The sequence below is a fragment of the Psychrobacter sp. NC44 genome (assembly GCF_904846655.1).
Classification (GTDB): Bacteria; Pseudomonadota; Gammaproteobacteria; order Pseudomonadales; family Moraxellaceae; genus Psychrobacter.
In genome coordinates, this window is the sequence record NZ_CAJHBN010000014.1 from 58,995 (window position 1) to 82,634 (window position 23,640).

At 43.5% G+C, this 23,640-nt stretch carries 24 protein-coding genes and 1 tRNA gene; 6 read left to right on the forward strand and 19 right to left on the reverse strand.

What is annotated here, in order from left to right; translation table 11 throughout:
* The first annotated feature begins 167 nt into the window (after window positions 1–167).
* Window positions 168–536: a hypothetical protein gene (locus JMX95_RS10695; RefSeq protein ID WP_109592221.1), complete on the forward strand. Its 369-nt coding sequence runs from the start codon at window positions 168–170 to the stop codon at window positions 534–536.
* An 87-nt stretch (window positions 537–623) separates the two neighbouring features.
* Here the strand turns inward: JMX95_RS10695 and JMX95_RS10700 are convergent.
* Both JMX95_RS10700 and JMX95_RS10705 read right to left on the reverse strand, forming a co-directional pair.
* Window positions 624–699 (reverse strand) — tRNA-Phe (locus JMX95_RS10700).
* 122 nt (window positions 700–821) lie between these two features.
* Window positions 822–1,244: a hypothetical protein gene (locus JMX95_RS10705; RefSeq protein ID WP_109592219.1), complete on the reverse strand. Its 423-nt coding sequence runs from the start codon at window positions 1,242–1,244 to the stop codon at window positions 822–824.
* Between the two features lie 401 nt (window positions 1,245–1,645).
* Between JMX95_RS10705 and hisB the strand changes: the two genes are divergently transcribed.
* The 3 genes from hisB (at window position 1,646) to JMX95_RS10720 (ending at window position 3,531) form a co-directional block, all read left to right on the forward strand.
* Window positions 1,646–2,311: an imidazoleglycerol-phosphate dehydratase HisB gene (hisB, locus tag JMX95_RS10710; protein WP_045453866.1), complete on the forward strand. Its 666-nt coding sequence runs from the start codon at window positions 1,646–1,648 to the stop codon at window positions 2,309–2,311.
* Window positions 2,311–2,955, forward strand: coding sequence for an imidazole glycerol phosphate synthase subunit HisH (gene hisH, locus JMX95_RS10715; RefSeq protein WP_109592217.1), 645 nt, complete (start codon window positions 2,311–2,313; stop codon window positions 2,953–2,955). The genes hisB and hisH overlap by 1 nt, the downstream gene beginning before the upstream one ends.
* A 183-nt stretch (window positions 2,956–3,138) precedes the next feature.
* Window positions 3,139–3,531, forward strand: coding sequence for a hypothetical protein (locus tag JMX95_RS10720; protein WP_109592215.1), 393 nt, complete (start codon window positions 3,139–3,141; stop codon window positions 3,529–3,531).
* A 125-nt stretch (window positions 3,532–3,656) separates the two neighbouring features.
* On the opposite strand, the gene JMX95_RS10725 is transcribed toward JMX95_RS10720, so the two are convergent.
* Both JMX95_RS10725 and JMX95_RS10730 read right to left on the reverse strand, forming a co-directional pair.
* On the reverse strand, window positions 3,657–4,979 hold the full coding sequence (locus JMX95_RS10725; protein ID WP_201560789.1) for a valine--pyruvate transaminase: 1,323 nt from the start codon (window positions 4,977–4,979) through the stop codon (window positions 3,657–3,659).
* Window positions 4,980–5,329: 350 nt separating this feature from the next.
* Window positions 5,330–5,815, reverse strand: a complete 486-nt coding sequence (locus tag JMX95_RS10730) for a DUF1643 domain-containing protein (RefSeq protein ID WP_201560790.1) — start codon at window positions 5,813–5,815, stop codon at window positions 5,330–5,332.
* Window positions 5,816–5,847: 32 nt separating this feature from the next.
* Here JMX95_RS10730 and JMX95_RS10735 point away from each other — a divergent pair, with 32 nt between their 5' ends.
* Entirely contained in the window at window positions 5,848–6,399 is a 552-nt protein-coding gene (locus JMX95_RS10735) for a hypothetical protein (protein WP_201560791.1), read from the forward strand.
* A 1-nt stretch (window position 6,400) separates the two neighbouring features.
* Window positions 6,401–7,282, forward strand: a complete 882-nt coding sequence (locus JMX95_RS10740; RefSeq protein ID WP_201560792.1) for a dCTP deaminase domain-containing protein — start codon at window positions 6,401–6,403, stop codon at window positions 7,280–7,282.
* Between the two features lie 119 nt (window positions 7,283–7,401).
* Here the strand turns inward: JMX95_RS10740 and JMX95_RS10745 are convergent, their stop codons facing one another.
* From JMX95_RS10745 to JMX95_RS10815, 15 genes are all read right to left on the reverse strand, one after another.
* A complete protein-coding gene (locus JMX95_RS10745) occupies window positions 7,402–7,743 on the reverse strand; it encodes a DUF3969 family protein (protein ID WP_201560793.1) in 342 nt (113 codons plus the stop codon).
* Between the two features lie 10 nt (window positions 7,744–7,753).
* Window positions 7,754–10,357 carry an ABC transporter permease gene (locus tag JMX95_RS10750; protein WP_227676048.1) on the reverse strand — a complete coding sequence of 868 codons (2,604 nt, stop codon included), beginning with the start codon at window positions 10,355–10,357 and terminating at the stop codon, window positions 7,754–7,756.
* 36 nt (window positions 10,358–10,393) lie between these two features.
* Complete coding sequence (locus JMX95_RS10755) at window positions 10,394–11,062, reverse strand: hypothetical protein (protein WP_109592203.1); 669 nt, start codon at window positions 11,060–11,062, stop codon at window positions 10,394–10,396.
* A gap of 52 nt (window positions 11,063–11,114) precedes the next feature.
* On the reverse strand, window positions 11,115–11,831 hold the full coding sequence (locus JMX95_RS10760) for an ABC transporter ATP-binding protein (protein WP_109592201.1): 717 nt from the start codon (window positions 11,829–11,831) through the stop codon (window positions 11,115–11,117).
* A gap of 12 nt (window positions 11,832–11,843) precedes the next feature.
* Window positions 11,844–12,656 carry an arylesterase gene (locus tag JMX95_RS10765; RefSeq protein ID WP_109592199.1) on the reverse strand — a complete coding sequence of 271 codons (813 nt, stop codon included), beginning with the start codon at window positions 12,654–12,656 and terminating at the stop codon, window positions 11,844–11,846.
* A gap of 87 nt (window positions 12,657–12,743) precedes the next feature.
* On the reverse strand, window positions 12,744–14,012 hold the full coding sequence (locus JMX95_RS10770; RefSeq protein ID WP_227676049.1) for a CynX/NimT family MFS transporter: 1,269 nt from the start codon (window positions 14,010–14,012) through the stop codon (window positions 12,744–12,746).
* A 433-nt stretch (window positions 14,013–14,445) separates the two neighbouring features.
* Window positions 14,446–14,691: a (Na+)-NQR maturation NqrM gene (gene nqrM / locus JMX95_RS10775; protein ID WP_109592195.1), complete on the reverse strand. Its 246-nt coding sequence runs from the start codon at window positions 14,689–14,691 to the stop codon at window positions 14,446–14,448.
* A 153-nt stretch (window positions 14,692–14,844) separates the two neighbouring features.
* Window positions 14,845–15,975, reverse strand: a complete 1,131-nt coding sequence (locus JMX95_RS10780; RefSeq protein WP_227676050.1) for an FAD:protein FMN transferase — start codon at window positions 15,973–15,975, stop codon at window positions 14,845–14,847.
* Between the two features lie 142 nt (window positions 15,976–16,117).
* On the reverse strand, window positions 16,118–16,918 hold the full coding sequence (locus JMX95_RS10785; RefSeq protein ID WP_109592191.1) for an SDR family NAD(P)-dependent oxidoreductase: 801 nt from the start codon (window positions 16,916–16,918) through the stop codon (window positions 16,118–16,120).
* Window positions 16,919–17,108: 190 nt separating this feature from the next.
* Window positions 17,109–18,344, reverse strand: a complete 1,236-nt coding sequence (gene nqrF, locus JMX95_RS10790) for an NADH:ubiquinone reductase (Na(+)-transporting) subunit F (protein ID WP_045447641.1) — start codon at window positions 18,342–18,344, stop codon at window positions 17,109–17,111.
* A 123-nt stretch (window positions 18,345–18,467) separates the two neighbouring features.
* Window positions 18,468–19,076: an NADH:ubiquinone reductase (Na(+)-transporting) subunit E gene (nqrE, locus tag JMX95_RS10795; protein ID WP_011281361.1), complete on the reverse strand. Its 609-nt coding sequence runs from the start codon at window positions 19,074–19,076 to the stop codon at window positions 18,468–18,470.
* Entirely contained in the window at window positions 19,076–19,747 is a 672-nt protein-coding gene (locus tag JMX95_RS10800; protein WP_055125671.1) for an NADH:ubiquinone reductase (Na(+)-transporting) subunit D, read from the reverse strand. The genes nqrE and JMX95_RS10800 overlap by 1 nt, the downstream gene beginning before the upstream one ends.
* Before the next feature lies 1 nt (window position 19,748).
* Entirely contained in the window at window positions 19,749–20,654 is a 906-nt protein-coding gene (locus JMX95_RS10805; RefSeq protein WP_045453837.1) for a Na(+)-translocating NADH-quinone reductase subunit C, read from the reverse strand.
* A complete protein-coding gene (locus JMX95_RS10810) occupies window positions 20,635–21,870 on the reverse strand; it encodes an NADH:ubiquinone reductase (Na(+)-transporting) subunit B (protein ID WP_055125672.1) in 1,236 nt (411 codons plus the stop codon). The genes JMX95_RS10805 and JMX95_RS10810 overlap by 20 nt, the downstream gene beginning before the upstream one ends.
* Before the next feature lie 5 nt (window positions 21,871–21,875).
* Window positions 21,876–23,228 carry a Na(+)-translocating NADH-quinone reductase subunit A gene (locus JMX95_RS10815; RefSeq protein ID WP_109592189.1) on the reverse strand — a complete coding sequence of 451 codons (1,353 nt, stop codon included), beginning with the start codon at window positions 23,226–23,228 and terminating at the stop codon, window positions 21,876–21,878.
* Between the last annotated feature and the right edge of the window lie 412 nt (window positions 23,229–23,640).

The following is a 23,640-nucleotide window of genomic DNA, read 5'->3' on the forward strand; positions in this document are numbered from 1 at the left end:
GTATTCGTCATCTGTCAAATTTATCATTATCAATACTATCGAGTATACTGAGCGCCGCTGTCTAAAAAACAGCACAAAAATGTTATGCAACCGTGACAGTAAGCGTTTAGCATGAGAAGCGTAGCGAATAGAATCAATCATTGAGCAGGTCTGAGTAGGTTAAAGTTATGACAGTTAATAAAAACATCCTTAATAGAATCAATCTAGCTGGCTCGACTGTTACGATGTCGTTAAAAAGTATATTTGTGATATCGGCGCTGCTGCTCATCAGCGTATTAAGCACCAATGCTGCCCATAGCGCATGGTTTGAGCAGTTGATTCCGCAAGGAGAAACTTATACGGTACGTGAGATAGATCGTGATTTGGCGTTCGTGATTGATGGTTTCATTTATGATGCGCGCACGTCTTGCTTTTTAGCAGTGGGCGATAGAGTGATATTTTTTGAAGGGCGTCATGGTATCGATTACCGCGCGACGGTTTATGATTTAGACTCGCGTGAACGTTGCGAGGTGTTATTAAGAAGACGTTTGTCATGAGCTATTAGACTTATTTCAGAACAGGATATAAGCATAAAAAAAGCCCCAAACATTGCTGTTCGGGGCTTTTTAGAATGCTTAAACGAATGGTGGCTCGAGGCAGGTTCGAACTGCCGACACACGGATTTTCAATCCGTTGCTCTACCGACTGAGCTATCGAGCCGTCTTCGTTGAGGCGCTATTAAACTAAATATAGGCGTTGCTGTCAAGTAGTTTTTGCATAATAGAAGATAAAAGACGATAAATAATCAAATATTGGCAAAATTAACAGTTTTTACTCTCGATTTAGTTTTTAACACGCAGTAAATCATACTCGCTCATAATACGATGGATATCCGCATCGACAGGGACAAATTGACGTACGCCTTTTTTTACTTCGGCATCATAGACCAGTTTAATAAACTTAGCATCGATAGCGCGACCGCGATTTTGTGGATGTACCGTTAAATATTGCAGACGCTTGGCGTCGGTTTGCCCATCATCAAAACAGGCAACTGCAGCGATAGGCTTGTCATTGAACATACCGACATACAGACATTGCCCGCGCTTAAAACCCTGCTCAATGATATTTAATACCTCGATACCATCAGGCTGCGCGTCATCGCTATCGTATAATGCCTGCAAGCGCTCTGCTAGCTCATTGTCGCGCGCAGGTTTTTTGATAAGTGGTGCATCCAAGCTATTAATGGCGATCGCTTCTAAAGGCATAGCAGTTCCTATAAACAGAGAGTTTCTATCGTATAAAGTAGCAGTATGACACAGCACAAAGTTATAACACGGCAAAAAGTCATAGAAAGTGGGCTGTAGAATATGATATCTAAAAGTCAGTGCAAGTCATGATTAATAATACTGAACACACTATTTTAGCAGAATGAGGTAATTTTGTGCGTGGTTTGCCGCTTGGTCGTGGCAGTAAATGTTAGGGTTTGCTATGATGAGGCTAGATGATATTTAGTACGTACAAACCCTAATACCTTGATATCTTTTGTATATATCATTTTCTAATACATTTTTTGCTAGCGCTGACCCAGACACTAGTAAAATATTTAGACATGTTTCGCCTTATTTATTGATCGCTTTTCACTGATAAAAACTGATAGAGAGTAGCCATGACAGCCAATGCAATGACGACTGCTGATACACCTGAGCAAAATGCACCAAAAAACCTAAATCTACATGGTCGCCCTGAACGTATTGCGACCGTTGAGCGCATTACTGCTGAGACCCAAGTGACTTGTACTGTCAATCTTGATGGTACGGGTCAAGGGGTTGTAGATACTGGCGTGCCGTTTTTGGATCATATGATTGATCAAATCAAGCGTCACGGTTTGTTTGACTTAGAGATTAAATGCAACGGTGACACCTTTATCGATGACCATCATAGCGTTGAAGACACTGGTATTACCCTTGGACAAGCATTTAACAAGGCATTGGGCGACAAAAAAGGCATTCGTCGTTATGGGCATTTTTATGCACCGCTTGATGAGGCATTAACCCGCGCTGTCGTCGATCTATCAGGACGTCCGGGTTTACACATGGACATTCCCTTTACCCGTTCGCATGTCGGTAATTTCGATGTTGATTTGTTCAGTGAGTTTTTCTATGGTTTCGTCAATCATTCTTGGATGACGGTGCATTTAGACAATCTCAAAGGCAAAAACAGCCATCATCAAATCGAATCAACCTTTAAGGCTTTTGCTCGCGCCCTACGTATGGCTTGTGAATATGATGAGCGTGCACTTAATACGCTACCATCGACTAAAGAGGCGTTTTAATGGCTAAAGTAACCAAAATAGCGCTACTAGATTATGGCATGGGTAATTTGCATTCCGCCAGTAAAGCCTTGTCAGTGGTAGGGGCAGAAGTCTCTATCACCAATGATCCTAAGGTTGTCGCTGCGGCAGACAAGATTGTCTTCCCCGGTGTCGGTGCGATGCGTGACTGTATCGCTGGCATGCATGAAGCAGGGATTGATGACGTCATACGCCATGCGGTGTTTAATAAGCCCGTTATGGCTATTTGTGTGGGCATGCAGGCATTGTTTGAGCAGTCCGCTGAAAATGGTGGTACAGACTGCTTGGGTATCTTAAACGGCACTGTAGAAGCATTTGACCCGATGTGGAAGGATCAGCAGGGCGCTACCATCAAAGTACCGCATATGGGTTGGAATACCATTAGCGGTATGGATTTTGACCACCCATTGTGGCAGGGTATTGATGACAATGCGCATTTTTACTTTGTGCATAGCTATTATTGCGAGCCTACTAACAGCTCACAAGTGGCAGCGATATGTGACTATGGTCAACCGTTTTGTGCCAGTGTCATCCAAGACAATTTATTTGCCACCCAGTTTCACCCAGAAAAAAGTCATACTGCTGGCTTGCAGTTGTTGAAAAATTTCGTCGAGTGGAATGTGTAAGTAGGCGATAAACGTGAAGTGAATATTTAATTTAGTAGAAGGTAGATTATCCATAATATAATCTGCCTTTTTTATGCTCAGCCATCACTTTGTAGCTGCCACTCTTTAACTATTATAGTTTAGCCATCATGGTTTAGTGATACTCTCAGTCGTTTTCTACTTGCTTATATTTGGAATACTCTAGTGGATTTTACCGCTTTTAAAATCAATGTTATTGAAGTATCTGGCCTTGCCAAAGACGCCTTACATATCTATGTCGGCGTCGGCATCTATCTTTTGTGTTTGCTTGTGCTGCGTCCTATCGTTAAAAAGCAAAGCATCAGATCATTCATGGCTTTAGTCGTCGTGACGGGCATTGCCTTATTGGGCGAGTATTTAGATAATCGAAATACGATTGAAGCATCAGGCATGGCTGGCTTAAGCCACGAACAGCTGGTCGCAAGCCTCCGCGATTTGATCAATACGTGCCTGCTGCCTTACGTGCTCTATGCATTGAATAAGTGGACGACACTCTTTCAGGCATCCATCAATAAGCCTAAATCATTGACCAAGCGCCATAAAAAAACGGACTATTAATCAGCCCGTTTTTTTTGTTTTGCTATTCGAGTTTATGATGGTTCTATTCACAAAAATTAGAGCAGCAAGAAAAACTCGTGTAAGTACTAGGTATGGTAGGCTAAACGAGTTTGACACCGCTAATCTTATTTTTTGGCTTCATCATACAACTCACGAACCACTTCACCAATCGCTGCAATACCATCAGTCAGCGTCTGCTCATCAGCGGCGATACTCATACGAATACATTCATGCGCATGCTGATAATCGCTGACATCGACACCAGGGAAGAAATACTGACTTGGCACAATGAGCGTACCTTTTTCTTTTAAAATCTCGTACAGCTTAACCGTGGTAATCGGTAAGTCTTTAAACCATAACCATAAGAAAATCGCGCCTTCAGGCTTATGAATCATCAACGGATAATCACCCAATGCTTCTTTTAACAGCTTCACGGCAAGGGTCGCCTGCTTTTGATAAAACGGCTTAATCTCGTTATCGGCTAACTGCTTGATACGGTCATTTTCTACCAATGGCGTGGCAATCGCTGCACCAAAGCGTGTCGGTGCTAGATTCACCACCGCATTCATCGCGCTGACCGCTTCAATCACTTTCGCATCGGCAACGATAATACCCGTACGCATACCTGGCAGGCCAATTTTAGACAGGCTAAAGCACAGAATCGTATTGTTATCCCACGTCAAATGCGCGTCTGAATAGATGATATTAGGGAAGGGCATACCGTAGGCATTATCGATGATAAGCGGTATGTCATAACGTTTGGCAATCTCGGTCAAATGCGCCATTTCGTCATCAGTTAGCACGTTGCCAGTCGGGTTGGTCGGGCGTGAGCAGCAAATCGCGCCGATACGGCCTTCTTTTAGCGCTGGCAAGTTCTCTAACGCCTCAAAATCCACACGATATTTAAAAAAGCCTTCTTCGCCATCGTGCGTCACTTCATCGATATGCGGCAATACGGCTGCGAAATGCTGACCTTCCACATGCACATCGCTATAGCCAATATACTCAGGAGTCAATGGCAGTAGAATGGATTTGTCGACAGATTGGTTCTGCTCATCAGTGAACGCACCACCAAATAGATTAAACAGGTAGAAAAACGCATTTTGTGAGCCATTGGTCAGGGCGATGTTGTCCGCTGTGAGGTTCCAATCATAATGACGGTTAAAGAAGCCAACCAACGCATCGATAAAGGCGGCATCACCCTGCGGATTAGAGTAGTTTGCCATGCTGATAATCGCGCTACTGTTGGGTACGCCTGCGTCGTTATCAACACCAAGCGCCTTATACGTCTCCAAAAATAGCTCATTGACGGCATCAATTTTGGCAGGGTTACCACCGCCCAGCATGTTGACTGGCTGATCGCTTTTTAGCGCGTCGCCCAGATCATCCATCAATTGTGAGATGCCAGTGGGCTGGGTGAATTTTTGACCGAACTTTGAGAATTTCATAAGACTACCATGCTGTTTTGGAGGATGTTGTAAGAAGGGATTTGATTGATAAAAGTTAGGCTAGTATAGCAAATGAGGGCTAGGTAATCCCCTCAATAAATAAGCAAACTGTATGGCTGATATTGGTTTATATGCTTATACGTTCTGTGAAGCAAAAAAACGCCTTCTAGGGGAATAGAAGGCGTTTTGGTTTAGGATTTTTAGCTAATCTAGTCATCCGTTCATATCTTATAGTCCCATTGGCGAGGTGACTTAGAGGCTGATAGCGTTTCTGTTGACTCGATAACCCTCTCAGCTAAGTCCTTAGTATAGGCAGAATGCTTCGCATACACTTATTATTGCAATGATGTTTAAAGAATTAGAAAAGACTCTAAAGAAGTTTCTTTTGACAAATAAAGGGGATGTTTAGGCTGATTATTTTTAGTCTTTCCAAAGCAGAAATATTCTTCTCGATATTGTCTGATTAACTTAAGTACATCTATATCACGTGATTCATGACTCCCGTGATTACCCCAGCATAAAATTGTTTTGTTTGTTCGAGCGATAGCATCTATAATATAAGCATTATTTTTTTCACCTATAGGATTAATAAACTCTTTCATTGCTTTGGGCGATGTCGAGCGGTAAGCAAATAGATTTACTAAAATCAAACCATCAAAGCCTAGAGCTTTGCTAAAGTTCATGCATCTTACTAGAGTAGGATCATCTTTGTTCGCATCCGCGGTAGAAGGGTTTAGACCTATAAGTGATACTAGATTTTTGCCATCTGGATTCCATTTTCGTATTAAATCGTACCGATATTGGTCACAAGTCGAGATAGTGGCTTGTTTCAACATAATTTATAAACCTATAGATAACGGGTAAATTCATGAATATTCAAGATAAAAGCTTGAAATTCGACTTTAAAGAGCTTGGTTTATACCAAGTCAGACAATATGAGCATGATATATCCTATCATGCAGATATTGTAGCTTTAGGCTTGGTTAGAAGACTGACTCACGTCGCACTTCATTTATCTAAATATGCTTACGGCATCTCATTACCTAGACACCATGAAAAGTTTCAAAAGGATTATACAGATTCTTTTGTGATGATTGTATCAGGCGCTAATCTACTTGATATAGATTTATCAGAAGTTAATAAACGTAATAATTTTGTAGAAGGTGGGTTTTTATCCAACTATTTATATTTTTCCTCAATTTTTAGTAAAAGTTGTGAATCATATGATCACTTCGAGAAACACAGTTTTCATCAAAGTTGGGAAGAGTCTATATGTAATCTGTTCGAACTATTTGAACAGGACTCAATTCAACATAATATTAGTTTGATAAAAGATGCTAACAAGCGCTTAGATGAAGTTGAAAGTAAGATAAACTCCAAGAATGTAGTCTACAGTATCAAAAAAAAATTGAGAGTATAAATTGAGCTTCTGGTCTACACAAACAATAATACAGCGTAATTCACTATTATCTGACTTAGATAATAATAAACCGTTAATATCAAATTTCCAAGAGGAAAGAGTAAAAGAGGCTTCATATACACTTACTGTAGGTAGTGAAGTATTCGTAACATCTAGTCCCAAGATTAAACTAGATAAAGTTGAAAAACTTAATATTAAGAAAGGTATTTGCTATATACCTCCAGGGCAATTTGCTTATCTTATAACTGATGAAGAAATTAATATACCTAGAGATTGTTTAGCTTTTATATCTATGAAGTTCTCTACTAAAGCATCTGGCTTAGTAAATGTTTCTGGTTTCCACGTAGATCCTGGTTATTCAGGAAAGATTATATTTGCTGTTTATAATGCTGGTGTAAAAAGAATTCCTATACGTCAAGGCATGGGCATATTCTCAATTTGGTTTAGCAATTTAGATTTTGAAGATGATAAGCCAAAAGATAACGAAAAAGGTTTTGTTACTATACCGAATAATATAATTGAAAATTCACAGGATGCTGAAACATTAAAAAATCTATCTGATAAAATTAATGAGCTAGAGTTAAGGTCTACACAGTCTTCATTTAAATCAACATTATTTTTAGCGCTATTGATACCTATTGATGTGTTTATATTTAGAAAGTTATATGAAAAATATGATATAAGTAATATATCCTTTCCTGTAATGTTACTAACATTAACTATATTAATAGGATTGCTTTTTCATATCGAATTTTATTTATTAATAAGAAAAGTAATTAGAACGATTATAAGCCACTCAGTTTTTTTACGCCTTAAAGATATGTTGAAAGGCCTTCTGCATAGATTTGAAGACTACTGCTTATCAAAAAAAAGAGATAAGTAATATATAGGATTTTAATAGGTAAATAGTATTACTTTTCCTCAAATCCTCGCCATAACCCCCGCCCAATCACCAAGCTACCACTTCAGCTATAGCTTAACCGCACATTAGGATAAGTGTTTTTAGTTACTATCAGCACCAGTCCCTAGTGAAGTTATCACTTTTGATGTGTCATACAAACTCTCATGACCATCAAATGTTAAACGCTTAATCAATAGCTGTTCAAGCTGCGTCAGTTCCTGCTGATACTTTTCAATACCTAATATAGACAGTATATCTTCGAGTTCTAGCGCCTGATGAATAATAGGCGCTAGCCCTTTTAAATCATCATTTTCCTTAATTCTTGATAATCCACCAGAGCTGAAAATCAAAAAATGCGCTTGGTCAATGCTAATTTCACCAAGGCGTAAAAGTCGAATAATTCCTATCAAAAAAGTACTAACTATTATGTCATTTGAATTCATCGCATATCTCCTAAATCATCGCCCGTACCCTTGCCATAATCCCACGCCCAATCACCAGTTTCACATAAATAATGGCAATAGCGAATAGCAAGACAACTAATGATGCACCACCCATAGCCAGATTTGCCCAAGGCATACTAAACTGTAAATTAAACCACTGAGTAACGGCAAGCCAAGCACCACCAGTGGCGATGATCACGGCAAAGGTCGCCGCGCTAATACCAAGCACGCCCAGCTCTAGGATATTGAGCATATATAAGTCACGCTTTTGCATACCGAGCAGTCTAAATGACGCGCTGTCTTTCATACGATCTTGTGAGGTAGACAGTAGCGAGCTGATCAGCACCATAACGCCAGTGAGTAGGGCAAGCAAGGTGAACACATAGACCAAGCGGCTCATTTGTACCACCAGCTCTTGGATTTGCTTCGCAATAGCCGTGCCATCGATGGTAGTGACAGCGGGGAACTCGCGTACCAGTTTGCCTTGTAGCTCTGGAATATCATCGGCTGGCACATGCGCAGTGGCAAACTGAATCTGCGGTGCAGCCGATAGAACGGACGGCTCAAATAAGAAATAGAAATACGGGCTTGGGCCACGCTCATAGCGCGTGCGAATACTGGTAATTTGCCCGATGATTTCGATCCCTTGAATGTTAAAGCGTACCTGATCACCCATGCCGACATTGAGCATACTGGCGGCAGTATCTAAAATAGACAAGGGTTTGACTTGCTCATCTGTCGCATCGATAGGGGTGTATAGCGCGTCATCCGTGAGTGATTCAGTGATATATTCGGTCTCCATGACCGTATCTGCGTAGCTTAAGTTAAACACTCGCGTAGGATCATCGAAGCCATCCTCAGGCTCAATATCTTTTGCCGGTACGTCATTTGCCGTTTCTACACGCGCACGAATGACGGGATAATAAGTGACGGGTGCTTCAATGATCGCATCAATATCGTCATGTTGATCGCTCTGCACATCGAGCAAGAATAGATTGGGCGCGTCTTCAGGATAGGCATTAATAAACTGGGCATTGATACTGTGATTGAGTGTCGTGATGAGCGTCAGCACTGCGACCGATAGCGATAAGGTGACAAAGAACAAAGCAGATTGGTTACCTTTACGTGCAAGGTTATGAATGGCAATGCGCTGCATCCAACTGACTTTGGTATTGCTCACCAACTTGTTAAGTAGCCAGAGCCACCCACGAGCCAGTAGCCAAAATATAGCCACGAAGCCGATCAACCCACCCAATAACTGCGCCCCTAATGACAGCGAACCCACTTCATAAGCAAAGAACGCATACAGCCCTGCCAGCACCAGCCCATACCATAGTAAGGGCACGCGTCGATACCACGGCAAGTTTTGCGACTGCGTGCTCGCTCCTTGATTGAGTAGGGTAGCGGGTTTGGTGGTGTTAAGCGCGCTCAAACCACGCTGCGCAATTAGTAACGTCAGGACTAGAGCAATTACAATAGTCTTAATTGCACTGATTGGATTGATGGCGAGACCAATATCGGCAGGCAAGATAGCCACCAGATACGGCTGACCAATTTTAAGCAAACCTAGACTCAGTATAATCGCGGCGACACAAGCAATGGCAGTCGTGATGATAAGCAATTGATAGTAGCTGCGCTTGAGTGAGCCAAGCGGTTCACCTAATGCCAAGCGAATGGCATTAGTTGACTGCTGCTTAGTGACAAACGCGCTAATGACGCCGTACATGGCGACCGCAGAAAGTAGCAACACTGCGATGACCAGTAGCTTTAAAAACATCAGTACATTGTCAGAGATACGCGAGACCGAAGTATCTGCGGACTCTGCGTCAGAGAGCTCGATATCAGGATAGTTGGTCAGTATCTCTGTGAGCGCATCACGCTGCGTGGTTATCAACTCTGGATCGCCTGCCATCTCGATACGATAGTTTATGCGGCTACGTTGACCCAACAGATTGGTCGCTGCGAGTGAGTCTTGATGCATTAAGACACGCCCACCAAACCCAAAGGTGGTCAGCGGGCGATCAGGTTCTTTTGTCAGTACATCACTTATTGTGAACTGCGCATCGCCAATGGTAATGCGGTCGCCGACATTAGCCTGTAGACTACTGAGCACTTCTGGCGCGACGATGACACTGTCAGAGGTTAGCTGCTCCCACAGCGGCTGTCCTGAGGCAAGCTCCGCTGTACCGTATAAGGGATAAGACGGTGAGACCGCTTTAATGCTAGCAAGCAAGGTTTGCTCATCATTGACCAGCATGGCGCTAAACTGATATTCATACACCGTCTGCGTATCGGGGATTGTTTCTACCTGCGTCAATACTTCACTTGGCCAGTCTTGCTTACTGTTTAAAATCAAATCGCCACCAACGAGCGCGCGCTGATTGTCATTGATATAGCGATCGACAGACTGCTGCACAGAGTCGAGGGTGAGGTAAGTTGCAAGCGACAGGGTTAATGTCAGCAGAAACAACACGGGATATACCCAGCGCTGCCACCAACTACGGCTGAGTGCTTGAGAGCCAAGTGTTTGACCGCTAAAGAAACGGTTCCCTTTGGGATTAGTAGCCTTATTATTGATAGCAGTATCGCTTTTTGTGATCGTAGCTTTAGTCATAATTTTTTGCTTAATCGGTAGACGTATTAAGAAATTTTAGAGTGTATCATCAGGTAACCAGATATAGATAAAGTCAAACAACTCTGCATCTGTCATATCAGTTAATGAATGAACGAGTTTTTTATCTTTAACTGTCTTATATACTGCGCTAGCTACTACTTTCTGGTAAAGAAGAGACTTACCTTTTGTTTGTTGTTTAAACCAGTGTTTATTTATTTTGCTAGGTAAATTATAGAATAAAGAAAAATCTAGCTGTGTACTGAGGTGGTTCAACTTTTCATATTTATAAGTATCAAAGTAATATAGATGTCTTAATGCATCATTTTGTAGTGTATTTTGCTCATTCTGTAGTAAGTCTAAAAAACAAAGATACTCATCATCATTTTCCATAAAGTACGTCAAAGGGTATAGGAAATAATTATTTGCTCTCAAATATCCCTTACTTATTGCTTGTAGAGTAAGCTGACTTATCTCGTCTCTGTTGGCATTGATGAAAGGTTTTGAGTAATGCTCTAATATAAAAGAGAGAGCAAAAGTAATGGAATAATCGTCTAAGTCAGCCATCTGTTTCAAATGATAAAGCGCGTTATCTAATTTATAGATCGAGATTAACTGATTAATTGCTTGGCTATAATCTTCGGTTTCAAAAGTGAACTTTCCAGCAAGTAAGTCTTTTGCCAAGTTTTCTATCTCAAGAGTTCCCATTGAACTAACCTTATTGAAGTAGAGCATTAAAGAATAAGGGATGAACTCCTATTTATTCATCAATTCGACCATCATGCATGGTAATCACGCGATCTGCCATTTCGGCAAGTGCAGGATCATGGGTCACAACGACCAATGCCGAACCGACTTTTTGTCTTAAATCTAACAATAGCTGCATGACTTGGTCGGCGTTTTGCTCATCCAAGTTGCCCGTTGGCTCATCCGCAAACACAATCTTTGGATGCGACACCAGCGCTCGTGCCACAGCCGTACGCTGCTGCTCACCACCTGATAATTGATTGGGCAAGCTATGACGGCGATGACCCAAATCAACGGCATCAATAAGCTCGTCTACTCGTGCTGGGTTTGGACGTCTGGCAATATCAAGTGGAAAGGCAATGTTCTCGGCTACTGTCAAGGTTGGCAGTAGGTGAAACGACTGAAAGACAAAGCCCATATAATGCTGACGAATGACCGCTAGCGTATCTTCGTCAAGACTACTGAGCATTTGACCTGCTAGCGACACCGTACCGCTATCGGGATAATCTAGCGCTGCTAATAGCCCAAGCAGAGTAGATTTACCTGAGCCTGATTTGCCCATGATGACCACAAACTCGCCAGCATTGACATAGATATCTACATCTTTAATGATTGATAGGGTTTGCTCGCCGACTTGCACGGTTTTGTTTAATTGTGATGCGGTGAGTAGGACTTCTTTTTTATAATCTGCTTGTGGCGTTGAAGCGGCAATCGAAGGTGATGATGTCATTACAGTGTCTCGTTAAGTAGTCTCATTTGTCGTCTCATCTTTAGCATTTTCAGTTGTGTTGTCTGCATCAGCTGTTCTTAGCTCTTTTAACTTGGGCTCTAGAATAGGCAAGATATTGTCATTGACGATAATCTCGTAGCCTTCTTTGGTTGGATGAATGGCATCGGCTTGATTGAGCGCAGGATCACCGCCCACACCATCCAAGAAGAAAGGAATCAGCGTCACGTTCATGTCTTTGGCGACGCGAGGATATATCGCTGCAAATGATTTTACATACTCAGAGCCAAGGTTGTCATAGATCTGCATGCCGCCCAAAATGACGATACTGCCATTATCCTGTAGACGTTTGACCGCGGTACGAATATTGGCTTCAACTGTTGCTACATCGATACCGCGTATGGCATCGTTAGCACCAATGGTCAAAATCGTCACATCAGGCTTAGTTTGCAATACCCAGTCTAAGCGATTGACCAATCCCGTGCTGGTTTCACCGCTCAATCCTGAATTGATAACTTTGGCATTGTCGTAACCCATTGCTTGCAGACGATCTTCTAACTGAGCAGGATAGTTATCATCTTTATCCACCCCAAGACCTTCTGTTAGAGAGTCGCCCAATGCCAAGATCGTTAATGGCGCTTGCTGTGCAGTGGATGTTGCCGGTTGCTCAGAATTTGTCGTTTGAGGTTCGGCAGTTTGAGTACTGTTTTGAATGCCATTATCGGTGCTAGGTTCAGATGGTTTTTGGCAACCACCGAGCGCCATTACGGCTGTTAAAATAGCCAATGTTGGTAAGTGTCGAGCGAAACGAATGGATAAATTCATCATGATTATTCTGTCCTATAAGCAATCAAACCAGTGTAGCAAAATAAGACAGACACCAATATTATCCTAAGGTTACTGTAGTTTTTGATATTAAAGCTTTTTGCCATCGACCATCACTGGACGACTCACTACCCAAGCAATGATGACGTTGATAACCATCAAAATGAGCATAATGAATAGCGGTAAATCCCAGCTGCCAGTCGCTTCATGTAGCCAACCTGTCCCTAAGGGACCAAAAAATGCAATCAAATAACCGACGAATTGCGCCATACCCGACAGCTCACTAGATTGATTGGTCGTATAAGTACGTAAGGAGAACAGCATCATACTCAAGGTAAAAATAGCGGAGCAGCCAATGCCCATCAGACCTGACCACAACCACGCGAGGTCGGTAGATAAATAGTTGATTCCTAAAATACCAATAACATTCAGCACCGCTGCAAACACCGCCAGCGCCTGAATAGGGCGGCCGCGATTGATCAGCCACGTCAGGCTCAAAATAGAGACTGGCGCCATAAACTGAAACACTGAAGCCATTTGTCCTGCTTGCACTGCAGATAGCCCTTTGCTGACCCAAATAGAGGGTAAGAAACTGGCAACGGTATAAAATAATAGTGATTGCAGCCCCATAAATACCGCAATTTGCCAAGCAAAAGGCGTACGCCACATGGATATATCAGACGCTCCAGAGGTAGGTGGCACAATGGCTTGATGACTAGACGAACCAAGCCGCAACCGCAAAAATATCCAAATAATGATCGCAAAAATGCCCAGTAGCGACCACCCACCCAGTGCCCATTGCCAGCCCAATTGCTCAGATAATGGCAGTACGACTCCAGCGACGATGCCTGCCGTTACCGTCATCGTTAGACTAAATAGCCCTGTTATGAGTGGAATATGCTGGGGCGTACGCTGTTTAATAACAGGGGCAGCTAAGGTGTTCGCAAAACCGATAGCCAAGGTCAGCAGTAACGTACCAATCAAAAACCCAGACCAAGTGGGAATAACGGTACGAATCATCATACCAATCGTTAATAACGCAATCATCGCAATGAGTGTATTCTCAAGCCCAAAACGCTTACCAATGGCTGGCGCGATCAGTGCGCCCACCGCAAAAGTCAGCATGGGCACTGCTCCTAGCCAACCAATCTGCGTCTCAGAGATATTGAGGGCATCTTGTACAACAGGGGCAATAGAGCCGAGAGCAACAATAGGCGCACGCATATTGGTGGCGAGCAAAATCATGGCACATAAAATGAGCCAAAAAGTGAAGCGTGAGGAGGGCAGCTCAAACGGTGACGGCGTATCTGAATGAGACTGTAATGGCACATCAGGTGGCAAATCAGTAGAGGTAGACATAGCAGCACGACTATTAGAATAAGAAAAAGGACACGTCATTAAACAGCGCCGAAGCATCGTCGCTTGTAAATAACACCAAAGAAAACGCACCTAGACGGTGACTAAAATCATTAATTAGAATCGTAAATTAGAACTAGAGATTACTTGCAGAATACAAGATATATGAGTAACCATTTTGAAAGCGCGCTTATCTTCAATCGCCTATCAACTGAATACGGTATTAGATTTATTTAGTCTACTATTATTAACAGGCCTTGCACGTGTCGTATTTATATCCAAAATATCTTAAAGTGAGGCTAACTAGATACGTCGCGGCTGGTACAACTAAAAATAGCGCCAGTCCCTTGCAAAGGACTAGACGCTATTATAAGAACAGATGTTAGGTAAATACTACCAGCGTATGGTAACAAACGCGGTATTTATAAGAATTTAGCTATACAGGTCTGCCTAGCTGAGCGGCTTTAAGGGCATTTTCTTGCTGTTCTGCCACGATTGAATCACACTTATTGGGATCATTTCCACAAAACGAGCAATTTTCATCACCCATTAGTTTAGCAACGCCGCCACAAGATCCTCTAAGCGGCTTCTTTTTAACCATATAACCGATACCCATAAAGACAAAGAACAGGACGAATACGGTAAAGGTAATGGCAAGCATGGGAAGCAATTGACTAAGCATAGAGGAGACCTCGATTTTTAAAAATAGTGTGGCTATCTACTAGGGTAGTACCTTAATAGTATAGCAAAACCAGTATAGCAAATTTTTGTATGGCTCGTTGATGGTTATCGAGCCGTTTACAGTATTGCGACTAAGTTCTATTGCCAACAAGCTCTAAGGCTGTTTGTCAGCACGTAATGCTTGCATCGCTGGTGTTTGTACCACTTGCCACTGGTCAGTATTCTTATCAGAACCCGTCGTCTTTGCCTCATCAGCTAAGACAACAAACAAGGCGGCTATATCTTGTGCTTTGGCTGTTGCAAGGGCTTTTTCATAAGGCATCGCAGTTAGGGCGGTTGCCCAAGCATCTGCCAGTGCGACTGAGTCTGCTGCAACGGTTACCGATGGTGCGCCGCCCGCGATAGGCTTGCCAGTGGTTGGATCAATCGTATGACTGTATCGCTGACCGTCGAATATGACGGAATTACGATAGTTGCCAGAAGTTGCCAAATACATCTGATTATCGGTATTGATTGGTTGACGAATCGCTGATATTGTCTGACGCTCGCTGACCGTACTGTCCTCAATAGGCGCATCAATCGCAATTTGCCACGGCTGCTGTTGGTTATTGACCCCAGAGGTTGCAATTTCACCCCCTATCTCTACCATGTAGTTGCGAATTTGATAGTCATCTCTGAGCACATCGGCAATCACATCGACGCCATAACCTTTAGCAACTGCTGAGAAATCAAGCCCGACACCGTCTTTGGTTTTATAAATGCTCTGCTCTTTTTGTATGATGCTCTCAAAATCGACCAAGGCTTTTGCTTGAGCAATCTCAAGTGCTGTCGGTGGACTTTGCAAGCGCTCAACGGTCATGGTGCTACCAAAGCCCCAAGTCTCTACCAATGGCATGACGGTAGGATCAAAGGCGCCACCAGATTGCTGATAGACGATTCGTGACACATCAAGCACGTGAGCAAAATCTGCATCGATAGTGAGGGGGATGTCTTTACCTAATTGGTTGAACTTAGAGATAGTAGAGTCTGCTTGATAGGTAGACATACTGTCATTGATTTGCTGCAAGCGCTTATCAATCGACGCTTGGATGGCCGCTTCATCTGCATCCGCAGGTAGCTGATAACTGATATGGTAGCTCGTTCCCATGGTCTCACCGCTGAGATAGTCATAATCTGGCGTTTGCTGGCAAGCGCTAAGACTGAATACAGCACTGATAGCCATAACGGGCAATAAGGTGGTTTTCATCGATTTTCTAGACAATGAGAGTGGGGATAATTTTTGCATTATTGGTTTTCTCATATTAATCACAATAGCTTTTATGGCAAAAGGGTGAGTGGCACGTTCTATTAGCGTTGCCCATTTTACACCCCTTGTCACCCATAACGCCAATCATCGACTTAAGACCTAGTGGCTTAAACGACTAGATTTATTTTACTTTTGATTCACGGATGAGCTTATATAGTTTTGGTGGCGATAGGCGGTTGACCGTGGTCGCCAGCTTTTCTTTATTACCTGCCACGATGATGTATTCTTCACCCTTAATCAGAGCTTTTATGACCTGTTTAGCAAAGGTAGCTGTGGTTAATCCTTTATTGGTTGCCTCGTCCATCGTTCCTTGCGCGCTACCATCACCAGTCAAGGCGTTAATAGAAATACTGGTTTGAATAAATCCTGGGAATATCGTCGCCACCTCTATGCCTTGCTCGTACAGTTCTGCACGCAGACTGTTTGCCCACATATGAAGTGCGGCTTTGGCTGCTCCATAAGCGCCGCGATATTGTGTGCCTAATAAACCAGCCACGCTCGATACCATGACAATTTTGCCGCCACCTTGCGCGATCATATCTGGCAGTACTAGTCTGGTCAGACGTGTCTGCGCAAAATAATCTATCTCCATAATTTGGCGCTCAACTTCTTCAGTGGTTTCCATAATAAGCGAGCGTTGACTGATGCCAGCATTATTAATAAGCCAATCAATTTTTCCAGCTTGAGCTTTAGCTGTCTTATACGCGTCTTTTGCTTGTTTGGCATCGGTGATATCAAAAGGGATGATGAAATGGTCTTTGCTGTTTTTACAGCGGTTTTTGACTGCTACTAATTTTGCCTCATCACGCCCACTTAAAATAATGGTGGCACCACGTTTGGCAAAGGCGATGGCTAATGCTGCACCGATACCACTAGAAGCACCAGTAATCCAAATGGTCAAATCTTTAATGTTGGTTTTCATAAGAATCCTTTCTTAAGGCAATAAACAATTAATCATATAGTAGAGGGCAGGCGGTCTGCCATTTAGATTTGTAGGCTTATTATGCAAGAGTTGCATTTAGTCAGCGCCAAAAAAAGAGCCTCAATTGAGACTCTTTTTTATTTATTACTTTAGAATACTTTTTTACGTAGCCACTTGCTTAGTTACTCACTTAACCGCCGAAGTCATCAAGCATGATGTTTTCATCTTCCACACCCAAGCTGTGTAGCATGTCGATGACCGCTGCATTCATCATCGGTGGCCCACACATGTAGTATTCACAGTCTTCTGGGTTTGGATGGTTTTTCAGATAGTTTTCAAGTAGTACATTATGGATAAAGCCGGTTGGACCTTCCCAATTGTCTTCTGGTAATGGATCAGACAAAGCCACATGCCACTCAAAGTTATCAAACTCTTCTGCTAGTTGATCATAATCTTCAACATAGAACATCTCACGAATAGAGCGTGCACCATACCAAAAGCTGATTTTACGCTTAGTATGTAAGCGTTTAAGCTGATCGAAGATGTGCGAGCGCATCGGTGCCATACCAGCACCACCACCAACGAAAATCATTTCAGCGTCAGTCTCTTTGGCAAAGAATTCACCATAAGGACCCGAAACCGTTACTTTATCGCCAGGTACTAGGCTAAATACCCATGATGACATTTTGCCTGGTGGAATACCATCAGGACCGCGTGGCGGTGGACTAGCGATACGAATATTAAACTTAATAAGGCCTTTTTCTTCAGGGTAGTTGGCCATCGAGTAAGCACGAATAACTGGCTCATCAACTTTTGAGACATAGTTGAAAATACCAAATTTTTCCCAATCTTCACGGTATTCTTCGTCAATGATAAAGTCTTTATAATGAACTTCATGCGGTGGCGCCTCTAACTGTACATAACCACCAGCACGGAAGTTCACTTCTTCGCCATCTGGAATTTTAAGGACCAGCTCTTTAATAAAAGTCGCAACGTTGTCATTAGAGAGAACTTCACATTCCCACTTTTGTACATCAAAAAACTCAGGGTCAATCTCAATTTTCATGTCTTGCTTAACGGCTACCTGACAAGCCAAACGCATGTGATTGCGAATTTCGCCTTGAGTAAAATAGCCTTCTTCGGTGGGCAAGATAGAGCCGCCCCCTTCAATAACGCGGCAACGACACTGCGCACAAGTACCACCGCCACCACAGGCTGAAGATAAGAAAATACCTTCGCTTGCAAGGGTTTGTAGTAATTTACCGCCTGCTGGGGTCACGACGTCATTATCGGGATTATCATTGATATGGATGGTAACATCGCCTGAACTGACCAGTCTTGAGCGCGCCGCCAAAATAATGGCAACGAGGCCCATGATGATCAAGGTAAACATAGCAACGCCACCAATCGCCGTAGCGTAATCCATGGTAGGTATCCTTAATCTATGGAGTAGGGGTGCGAAAAGACGTCATTGCGTGTTTCCTGAACCCCTACCGAATAAATGAATTAAATAGGTCAAATCGCTAAATAGGCTGTTAAGCTTAGCGGTCTAAATTGACATACCGCCGAAAGACATAAAGCCAAGTGACATCAGACCAACTGTGATAAAAGTAATACCAAGACCACGCAGCGGTGCTGGAATGTCTGAGTATTTTAACTTTTCACGGATACCGGCCAATGCGGTAATCGCCAATGCCCAACCGAAGCCTGCGCCCACACCATACACGACAGATTCGCCGAAATTATAGTCACGCTCAACCATAAACAGTACACCACCTAAGATGGCACAGTTTACAGTGATAAGTGGCAAAAACACCCCAAGGGCGTTATACAGACTAGGGACGAACTTATCGAGGAACATCTCTAGAATCTGTACGGTCGCAGCAATCAAGCCGATATAACTGAGCAAGCCCAAAAAGCTTAAGTCGATATCAGGGAAACCTGCCCATGCCAGCGCACCATCTTTTAGAATGAACTGAAAGAGTAAGTTGTTTAGCGGTACGGTAATCGCCATCACGACGACCACGGCAACACCCAGACCAATAGCGGTTGAAACCTTCTTTGATACTGCCAAGAAAGTACACATACCTAAGAAATAGGCCAGCGCCATATTCTCAATAAAGACTGAGGTTATAAATAAACTAACATAATGTCCCATTAGTGACCGCCTCCATGTGCCATGCCTTTAGACTGCGGCTTCATTACAAATTCAGCGTCTTCAACCTGCTCAGGTTTCCAGATACGGATAATGGCAATGAACAAACCAATAATAAAGAATGCTGACGGTGGCAACAGTAATAGACCGTTTGGAATATACCAACCGCCATCAGTGACAGGCTGTAGGATGGTGATACCAAACCACGTACCTGAGCCAAGTAGCTCACGGATAGTCGCGACAAACAGCAAAACCGCAGAATAGCCAAGACCATTACCAATACCATCTAAAAAGCTTGGCACTGGTGGATTGCTCATGGCAAATGCTTCGGCACGACCCATCACGATACAGTTGGTGATAATCAAACCAACGAAGACCGACAGGCCTTTACTCACATCATAAGCAACGGCTTTTAGCACCTGATCGACCAAGATAACCAAGGAAGCAATAATGGTCATCTGGACGATAATACGAATGCTTGAAGGGATTTGCTTACGAATGATCGAGATAAAGAAGCTTGAAAACGCCGTGACTAAGGTCAACGCCACACACATTACCATGGCATTAGCCATGCTTGTGGTGACAGCCAGTGCCGAACAGATACCAAGGATCTGTAGGGCAATGGGGTTATTATCAAAAATAGGCGAGGTTAAAATACTTTTAGTGTCAGCCATGTTATGCCTCCTTGCCGTTTGCTACTGGTCGTTTGGCTGCCAGTTCGGTTTCAGGTTGAGCGCTCAGCGTTGATTGCGTAGCTTGTGTATCTGCCGCATTATCAATCGCTTGACCACTCTCTTTACGTAGCGTATCTAAATAAGGCTTATAACCTTGCTCACCCAACCAAAACTGAATCATGTTACTGACACCGCGACCGGTCAAGGTTGCACCACTGATACCATCGACCCAGTTCTCTTTTGGTGTACCCGCTTTGGTCACACCAGTGGCAACATTACCGTTTTCGTCATATGAGTGGATACCGCTCCACTTCGCACGCCACTCTGGCTCTTCGATACGAGCACCCAGACCTGGGGTTTCTTTATGCTCATAAAAGCTGATACCTTTGATGGTATTCATATCGCTTTCAAGGGTTAAGAAACCATAGATAGTGCCCCATAGTCCATAGCCTTGAATCGGCAAAACAACCATTTCAGGTTTGCCTGCGTCATCTTTTTTAACATAGACTTTGGCATATTTAGGCTTGCGACCAATACCAGCAGGGTCATTATTGCCTAAATCTTCACTCAGTGCTTTATTCTTAGTCGCTTGGCTTGCATCATAAGCATTACGATCAGGGATGCCAGCGGCTTTTAGCGCTTCGTCATCAACGTAGCTGCCTTTACTTAAGTCAATAATTTCGACATCGAAATCTTTAAAACGTTCAGCAACATCATCTGCTGTATCAGACTCGGCATCGTACATGCCAGCGGCGACCAAGATATTTTTGTTACGGTCTAAGCGTGCGTTTTCAATTTGAGCAGGTTTTAGACCAACCGCTACTGCTGAAACTAAGACGGAACACACCAAGCATAGCGTCAATGCCACACTGATGGTTTTCGCATTATTACTTTTGGGCTTGGACATAACGAACCCTCCGAGCTGTTTGGCGTTTGATGTTTGCTTGGGTCACAAAGTAATCAAACAATGGAGCAAATAAGTTGGCGAATAAAATAGCCAGCATGATGCCTTCTGGGAAAGCTGGGTTCACGACGCGAATCAATACCGTCATAAAACCAATCAAGATACCATAAGCCCAGCGGCCTTTATTGGTATGCGCAGCTGATACAGGATCGGTTGCCATAAATACGGCACCAAAGGCGAAGCCACCGATAACTAAGTGCCAATAAAACGGCAGGTTCATCATCATATTGTCTTCAGAACCAATCATATTAAAGACAAGAGAAGTAGCAATCAGACCTACCACACAACCTGCCATAATACGCCATGAAGCAATACGCGTCCAAAGTAGAACGACGGCACCCATTAGGATAGCCAGTGTTGATACTTCACCGATACTGCCTTGCATATTACCTAAGAACGCATCACCCCAAGTGATTGCATTACCGTAGACGTCGACGAAGTCTTGTGGGACCACGCCAAGTGCCGCAAGGCCAAGTGGTGTTGCACCAGAGAAACCATCAACGGCGGTCCATACTGAGTCACCAGACATATAGGCTGGATACGCAAAGTATAAGAATGCGCGACCTGATAGGGCAGGGTTCAGGAAGTTTTTACCCGTACCACCGAACACTTCTTTTGCGACTACCACACCAAAGATAATACCGAGGGCAACTTGCCATAAAGGAATATCTGGTGGTAAACAAAGCGCAAACAGCACTGAGGTCACAAAGAAACCTTCGTTGACTTCATGGCCGCGTACTACGGCAAAGATAATCTCACAGAGAATACCGACTGCAAAGGTGACGATATAAATCGGTAAAAATTGCATAGCACCGTAGACGAAGCTTGCCCAGATACTGTCTGGGTTATAGCCTGCCATACTGGTGATAACGGTACGCCAGCCTTCAGGCTGTAAACCAAGGGTTGCAATCGCCGTTAGTGCTTGATGACCGATATTGTACATACCCCAAAACATGGCTGGGAAAGTACATAACCATACGGTAATCATAATACGCTTTAGGTCGATACCGTCGCGTACGTGTGATGCTGAGTATGTGGTTGAGCTTGGTTGACGCAAAAACGTATCAAACATCTCAAAGATAGCATAGTATTTTTCGTGTTTGCCACCCTTGGTGAAAGACGGCTCCATACGATCGAACATATTGTGTAAAAATTTCATCGTGGTTAGCCCTCCAGCTCAATGCGTGTCAAGTTATCACGCAAAATATCACCGAATTCATATTTGCCAGGAGATACGAAGGTGCATAATGCTAAATCTTCTTCGTCCAATTCGAGCACGCCCAAATCTACGGCGCTAATCATGTCTTCGACAATTAATGCACGTAGTAACTGTGTAGGCAGATAATCTTGCGGCATGACCTCTTCATAAACCCCGATAGGTACCATCGCTCGCGGTGAACCATTACTCGTGGTCGTAAAGTTATATTTCTTATTACCAAAAAACTTAGAAATATAAATAGGCAGCTTAGAGAAGCGGTTGGTGCCGACACTTAGGAAATGGAACGCTGGACGTTCACGCCCTTCAGGCAGCACACTGATTTGATTATGAAAGCGACCAAGATAAGCCGTATTGCCAAATACTTTGCGACCTGACAACACCGAACCAGAAATAATACGGTTCTCGCCAGCCGCCAGCTGTCCTTTGGTAAGAGCAGCGATATCAGCACCGCGCTCAGTAGCGACCAAACGTGGCTTGGTGACCGCAGGACCCGCCAAACTAATGATACGGCGCGTATATAAGCGACCTGTAGTAAATAGCTTGCCAATCGCAATCACGTCTTGGTAACCAATCGTCCAGACGCTTGTACCGCGCATGATTGGATGTAAAAAGTGAATGTGCGTGCCGGCAAGACCAGCGGGATGTTTACCAGCGAAGCTATGATACTCAGTGACATTATTAGCTGCGGTTTTGGCAACTGGCGTCAACTGGGCATCACCATGATGGCAAACAAAGGTCTTGGGGCTGAGTGTCGATAAGACAGCAAGTCCGTCATTGAACGCTTGCAACTGATCGCTAATCAGCAGCATTGGGTCAAATGCTAATGGATTGGTATCCATAGCGGTGACAAAAATAGCATGAGGACGGGCACCGATTTCTGGCGCACGGCTATAAGGGCGCGTGCGAAACGCGGTCCATTCGCCAGAGGCAAGCAGTTGGGTTTCAACAACTTCAGCGTCTAGGTCAGCAAGTTGCTGGGAGTCATAGCGCTCGAAGTCTACTTCTTCACCGTTTGGGTCGACCGCAATCACAAGGCTCTCAAACACACGACGTTCACCGCGTTTAATCGCGACGACTTTACCAGCAGCAGGGGCAGTATAGATAACGCCAACTCGTTTTTTGTCTTCAAAAACGGGCTGACCCTTTGCTACGATATCACCTTCTTTGACATTCATCGTGGGCTTCATGCCCACATAATCATAGCCAATAACGGCGACATGTGTCGGTTGGTGCTCAGATATCTCGCGGGATGATTCACCGGTGATGGGCAAATCCAAACCTTTTTTGATGGTAATCATAAGCGAAAACTTAGTCCATAGTCTAAAACGATACCAGACGTCCTGTTTGGTATATCGGTAGCATGAACATCTGCGTCATTCAATAAAGCCCCCACGTCTCTCTTCCTATAGTAGGATAGTGACAAAGGATCTCTAAAAATAACGCATGATCATAACTACTAGTAAGAGTATTAACGCTGACCTTAGACTCCTTAACAACACGTTAATGTCTTATTCGAATGACCAAAGTGGCGACTGGCTACCAAGGTGTATGTTAAAACCATCAAATCAAACGCAATCGTTCAAGCCTTTAGCGAAAATGATTGTGTAGACAATAGCTCTATCATACGTTTCATTGAAAATTAAAGCTTGTAACACCAGCGCAATTGGCCATCCTTATCGGTTTGGTATCTTGTTAATAGATACGCAATTA

Excerpts from the sequence above, each read along its gene's own strand:
- JMX95_RS10695 (WP_109592221.1), top strand. The coding sequence starts at position 168 with ATGACAGTTAATAAAAACATCCTTAATAGAATCAATCTAGCTGGCTCG.
- JMX95_RS10705 (WP_109592219.1), bottom strand. The coding sequence starts at position 1,244 with ATGCCTTTAGAAGCGATCGCCATTAATAGCTTGGATGCACCACTTATC.
- hisB (WP_045453866.1), top strand. The coding sequence starts at position 1,646 with ATGACAGCCAATGCAATGACGACTGCTGATACACCTGAGCAAAATGCA.
- hisH (WP_109592217.1), top strand. The coding sequence starts at position 2,311 with ATGGCTAAAGTAACCAAAATAGCGCTACTAGATTATGGCATGGGTAAT.
- JMX95_RS10725 (WP_201560789.1), bottom strand. The coding sequence starts at position 4,979 with ATGAAATTCTCAAAGTTCGGTCAAAAATTCACCCAGCCCACTGGCATC.
- JMX95_RS10730 (WP_201560790.1), bottom strand. The coding sequence starts at position 5,815 with ATGTTGAAACAAGCCACTATCTCGACTTGTGACCAATATCGGTACGAT.
- JMX95_RS10735 (WP_201560791.1), top strand. The coding sequence starts at position 5,848 with ATGAATATTCAAGATAAAAGCTTGAAATTCGACTTTAAAGAGCTTGGT.
- JMX95_RS10745 (WP_201560793.1), bottom strand. The coding sequence starts at position 7,743 with ATGAATTCAAATGACATAATAGTTAGTACTTTTTTGATAGGAATTATT.
- JMX95_RS10750 (WP_227676048.1), bottom strand. The coding sequence starts at position 10,357 with ATGACTAAAGCTACGATCACAAAAAGCGATACTGCTATCAATAATAAG.
- JMX95_RS10755 (WP_109592203.1), bottom strand. The coding sequence starts at position 11,062 with ATGGGAACTCTTGAGATAGAAAACTTGGCAAAAGACTTACTTGCTGGA.
- JMX95_RS10760 (WP_109592201.1), bottom strand. The coding sequence starts at position 11,831 with ATGACATCATCACCTTCGATTGCCGCTTCAACGCCACAAGCAGATTAT.
- JMX95_RS10765 (WP_109592199.1), bottom strand. The coding sequence starts at position 12,656 with ATGATGAATTTATCCATTCGTTTCGCTCGACACTTACCAACATTGGCT.
- JMX95_RS10770 (WP_227676049.1), bottom strand. The coding sequence starts at position 14,012 with ATGTCTACCTCTACTGATTTGCCACCTGATGTGCCATTACAGTCTCAT.
- nqrM (WP_109592195.1), bottom strand. The coding sequence starts at position 14,691 with ATGCTTAGTCAATTGCTTCCCATGCTTGCCATTACCTTTACCGTATTC.
- JMX95_RS10780 (WP_227676050.1), bottom strand. The coding sequence starts at position 15,975 with ATGCAAAAATTATCCCCACTCTCATTGTCTAGAAAATCGATGAAAACC.
- JMX95_RS10785 (WP_109592191.1), bottom strand. The coding sequence starts at position 16,918 with ATGAAAACCAACATTAAAGATTTGACCATTTGGATTACTGGTGCTTCT.
- nqrF (WP_045447641.1), bottom strand. The coding sequence starts at position 18,344 with ATGGATTACGCTACGGCGATTGGTGGCGTTGCTATGTTTACCTTGATC.
- nqrE (WP_011281361.1), bottom strand. The coding sequence starts at position 19,076 with ATGGGACATTATGTTAGTTTATTTATAACCTCAGTCTTTATTGAGAAT.
- JMX95_RS10800 (WP_055125671.1), bottom strand. The coding sequence starts at position 19,747 with ATGGCTGACACTAAAAGTATTTTAACCTCGCCTATTTTTGATAATAAC.
- JMX95_RS10805 (WP_045453837.1), bottom strand. The coding sequence starts at position 20,654 with ATGTCCAAGCCCAAAAGTAATAATGCGAAAACCATCAGTGTGGCATTG.
- JMX95_RS10810 (WP_055125672.1), bottom strand. The coding sequence starts at position 21,870 with ATGAAATTTTTACACAATATGTTCGATCGTATGGAGCCGTCTTTCACC.
- JMX95_RS10815 (WP_109592189.1), bottom strand. The coding sequence starts at position 23,228 with ATGATTACCATCAAAAAAGGTTTGGATTTGCCCATCACCGGTGAATCA.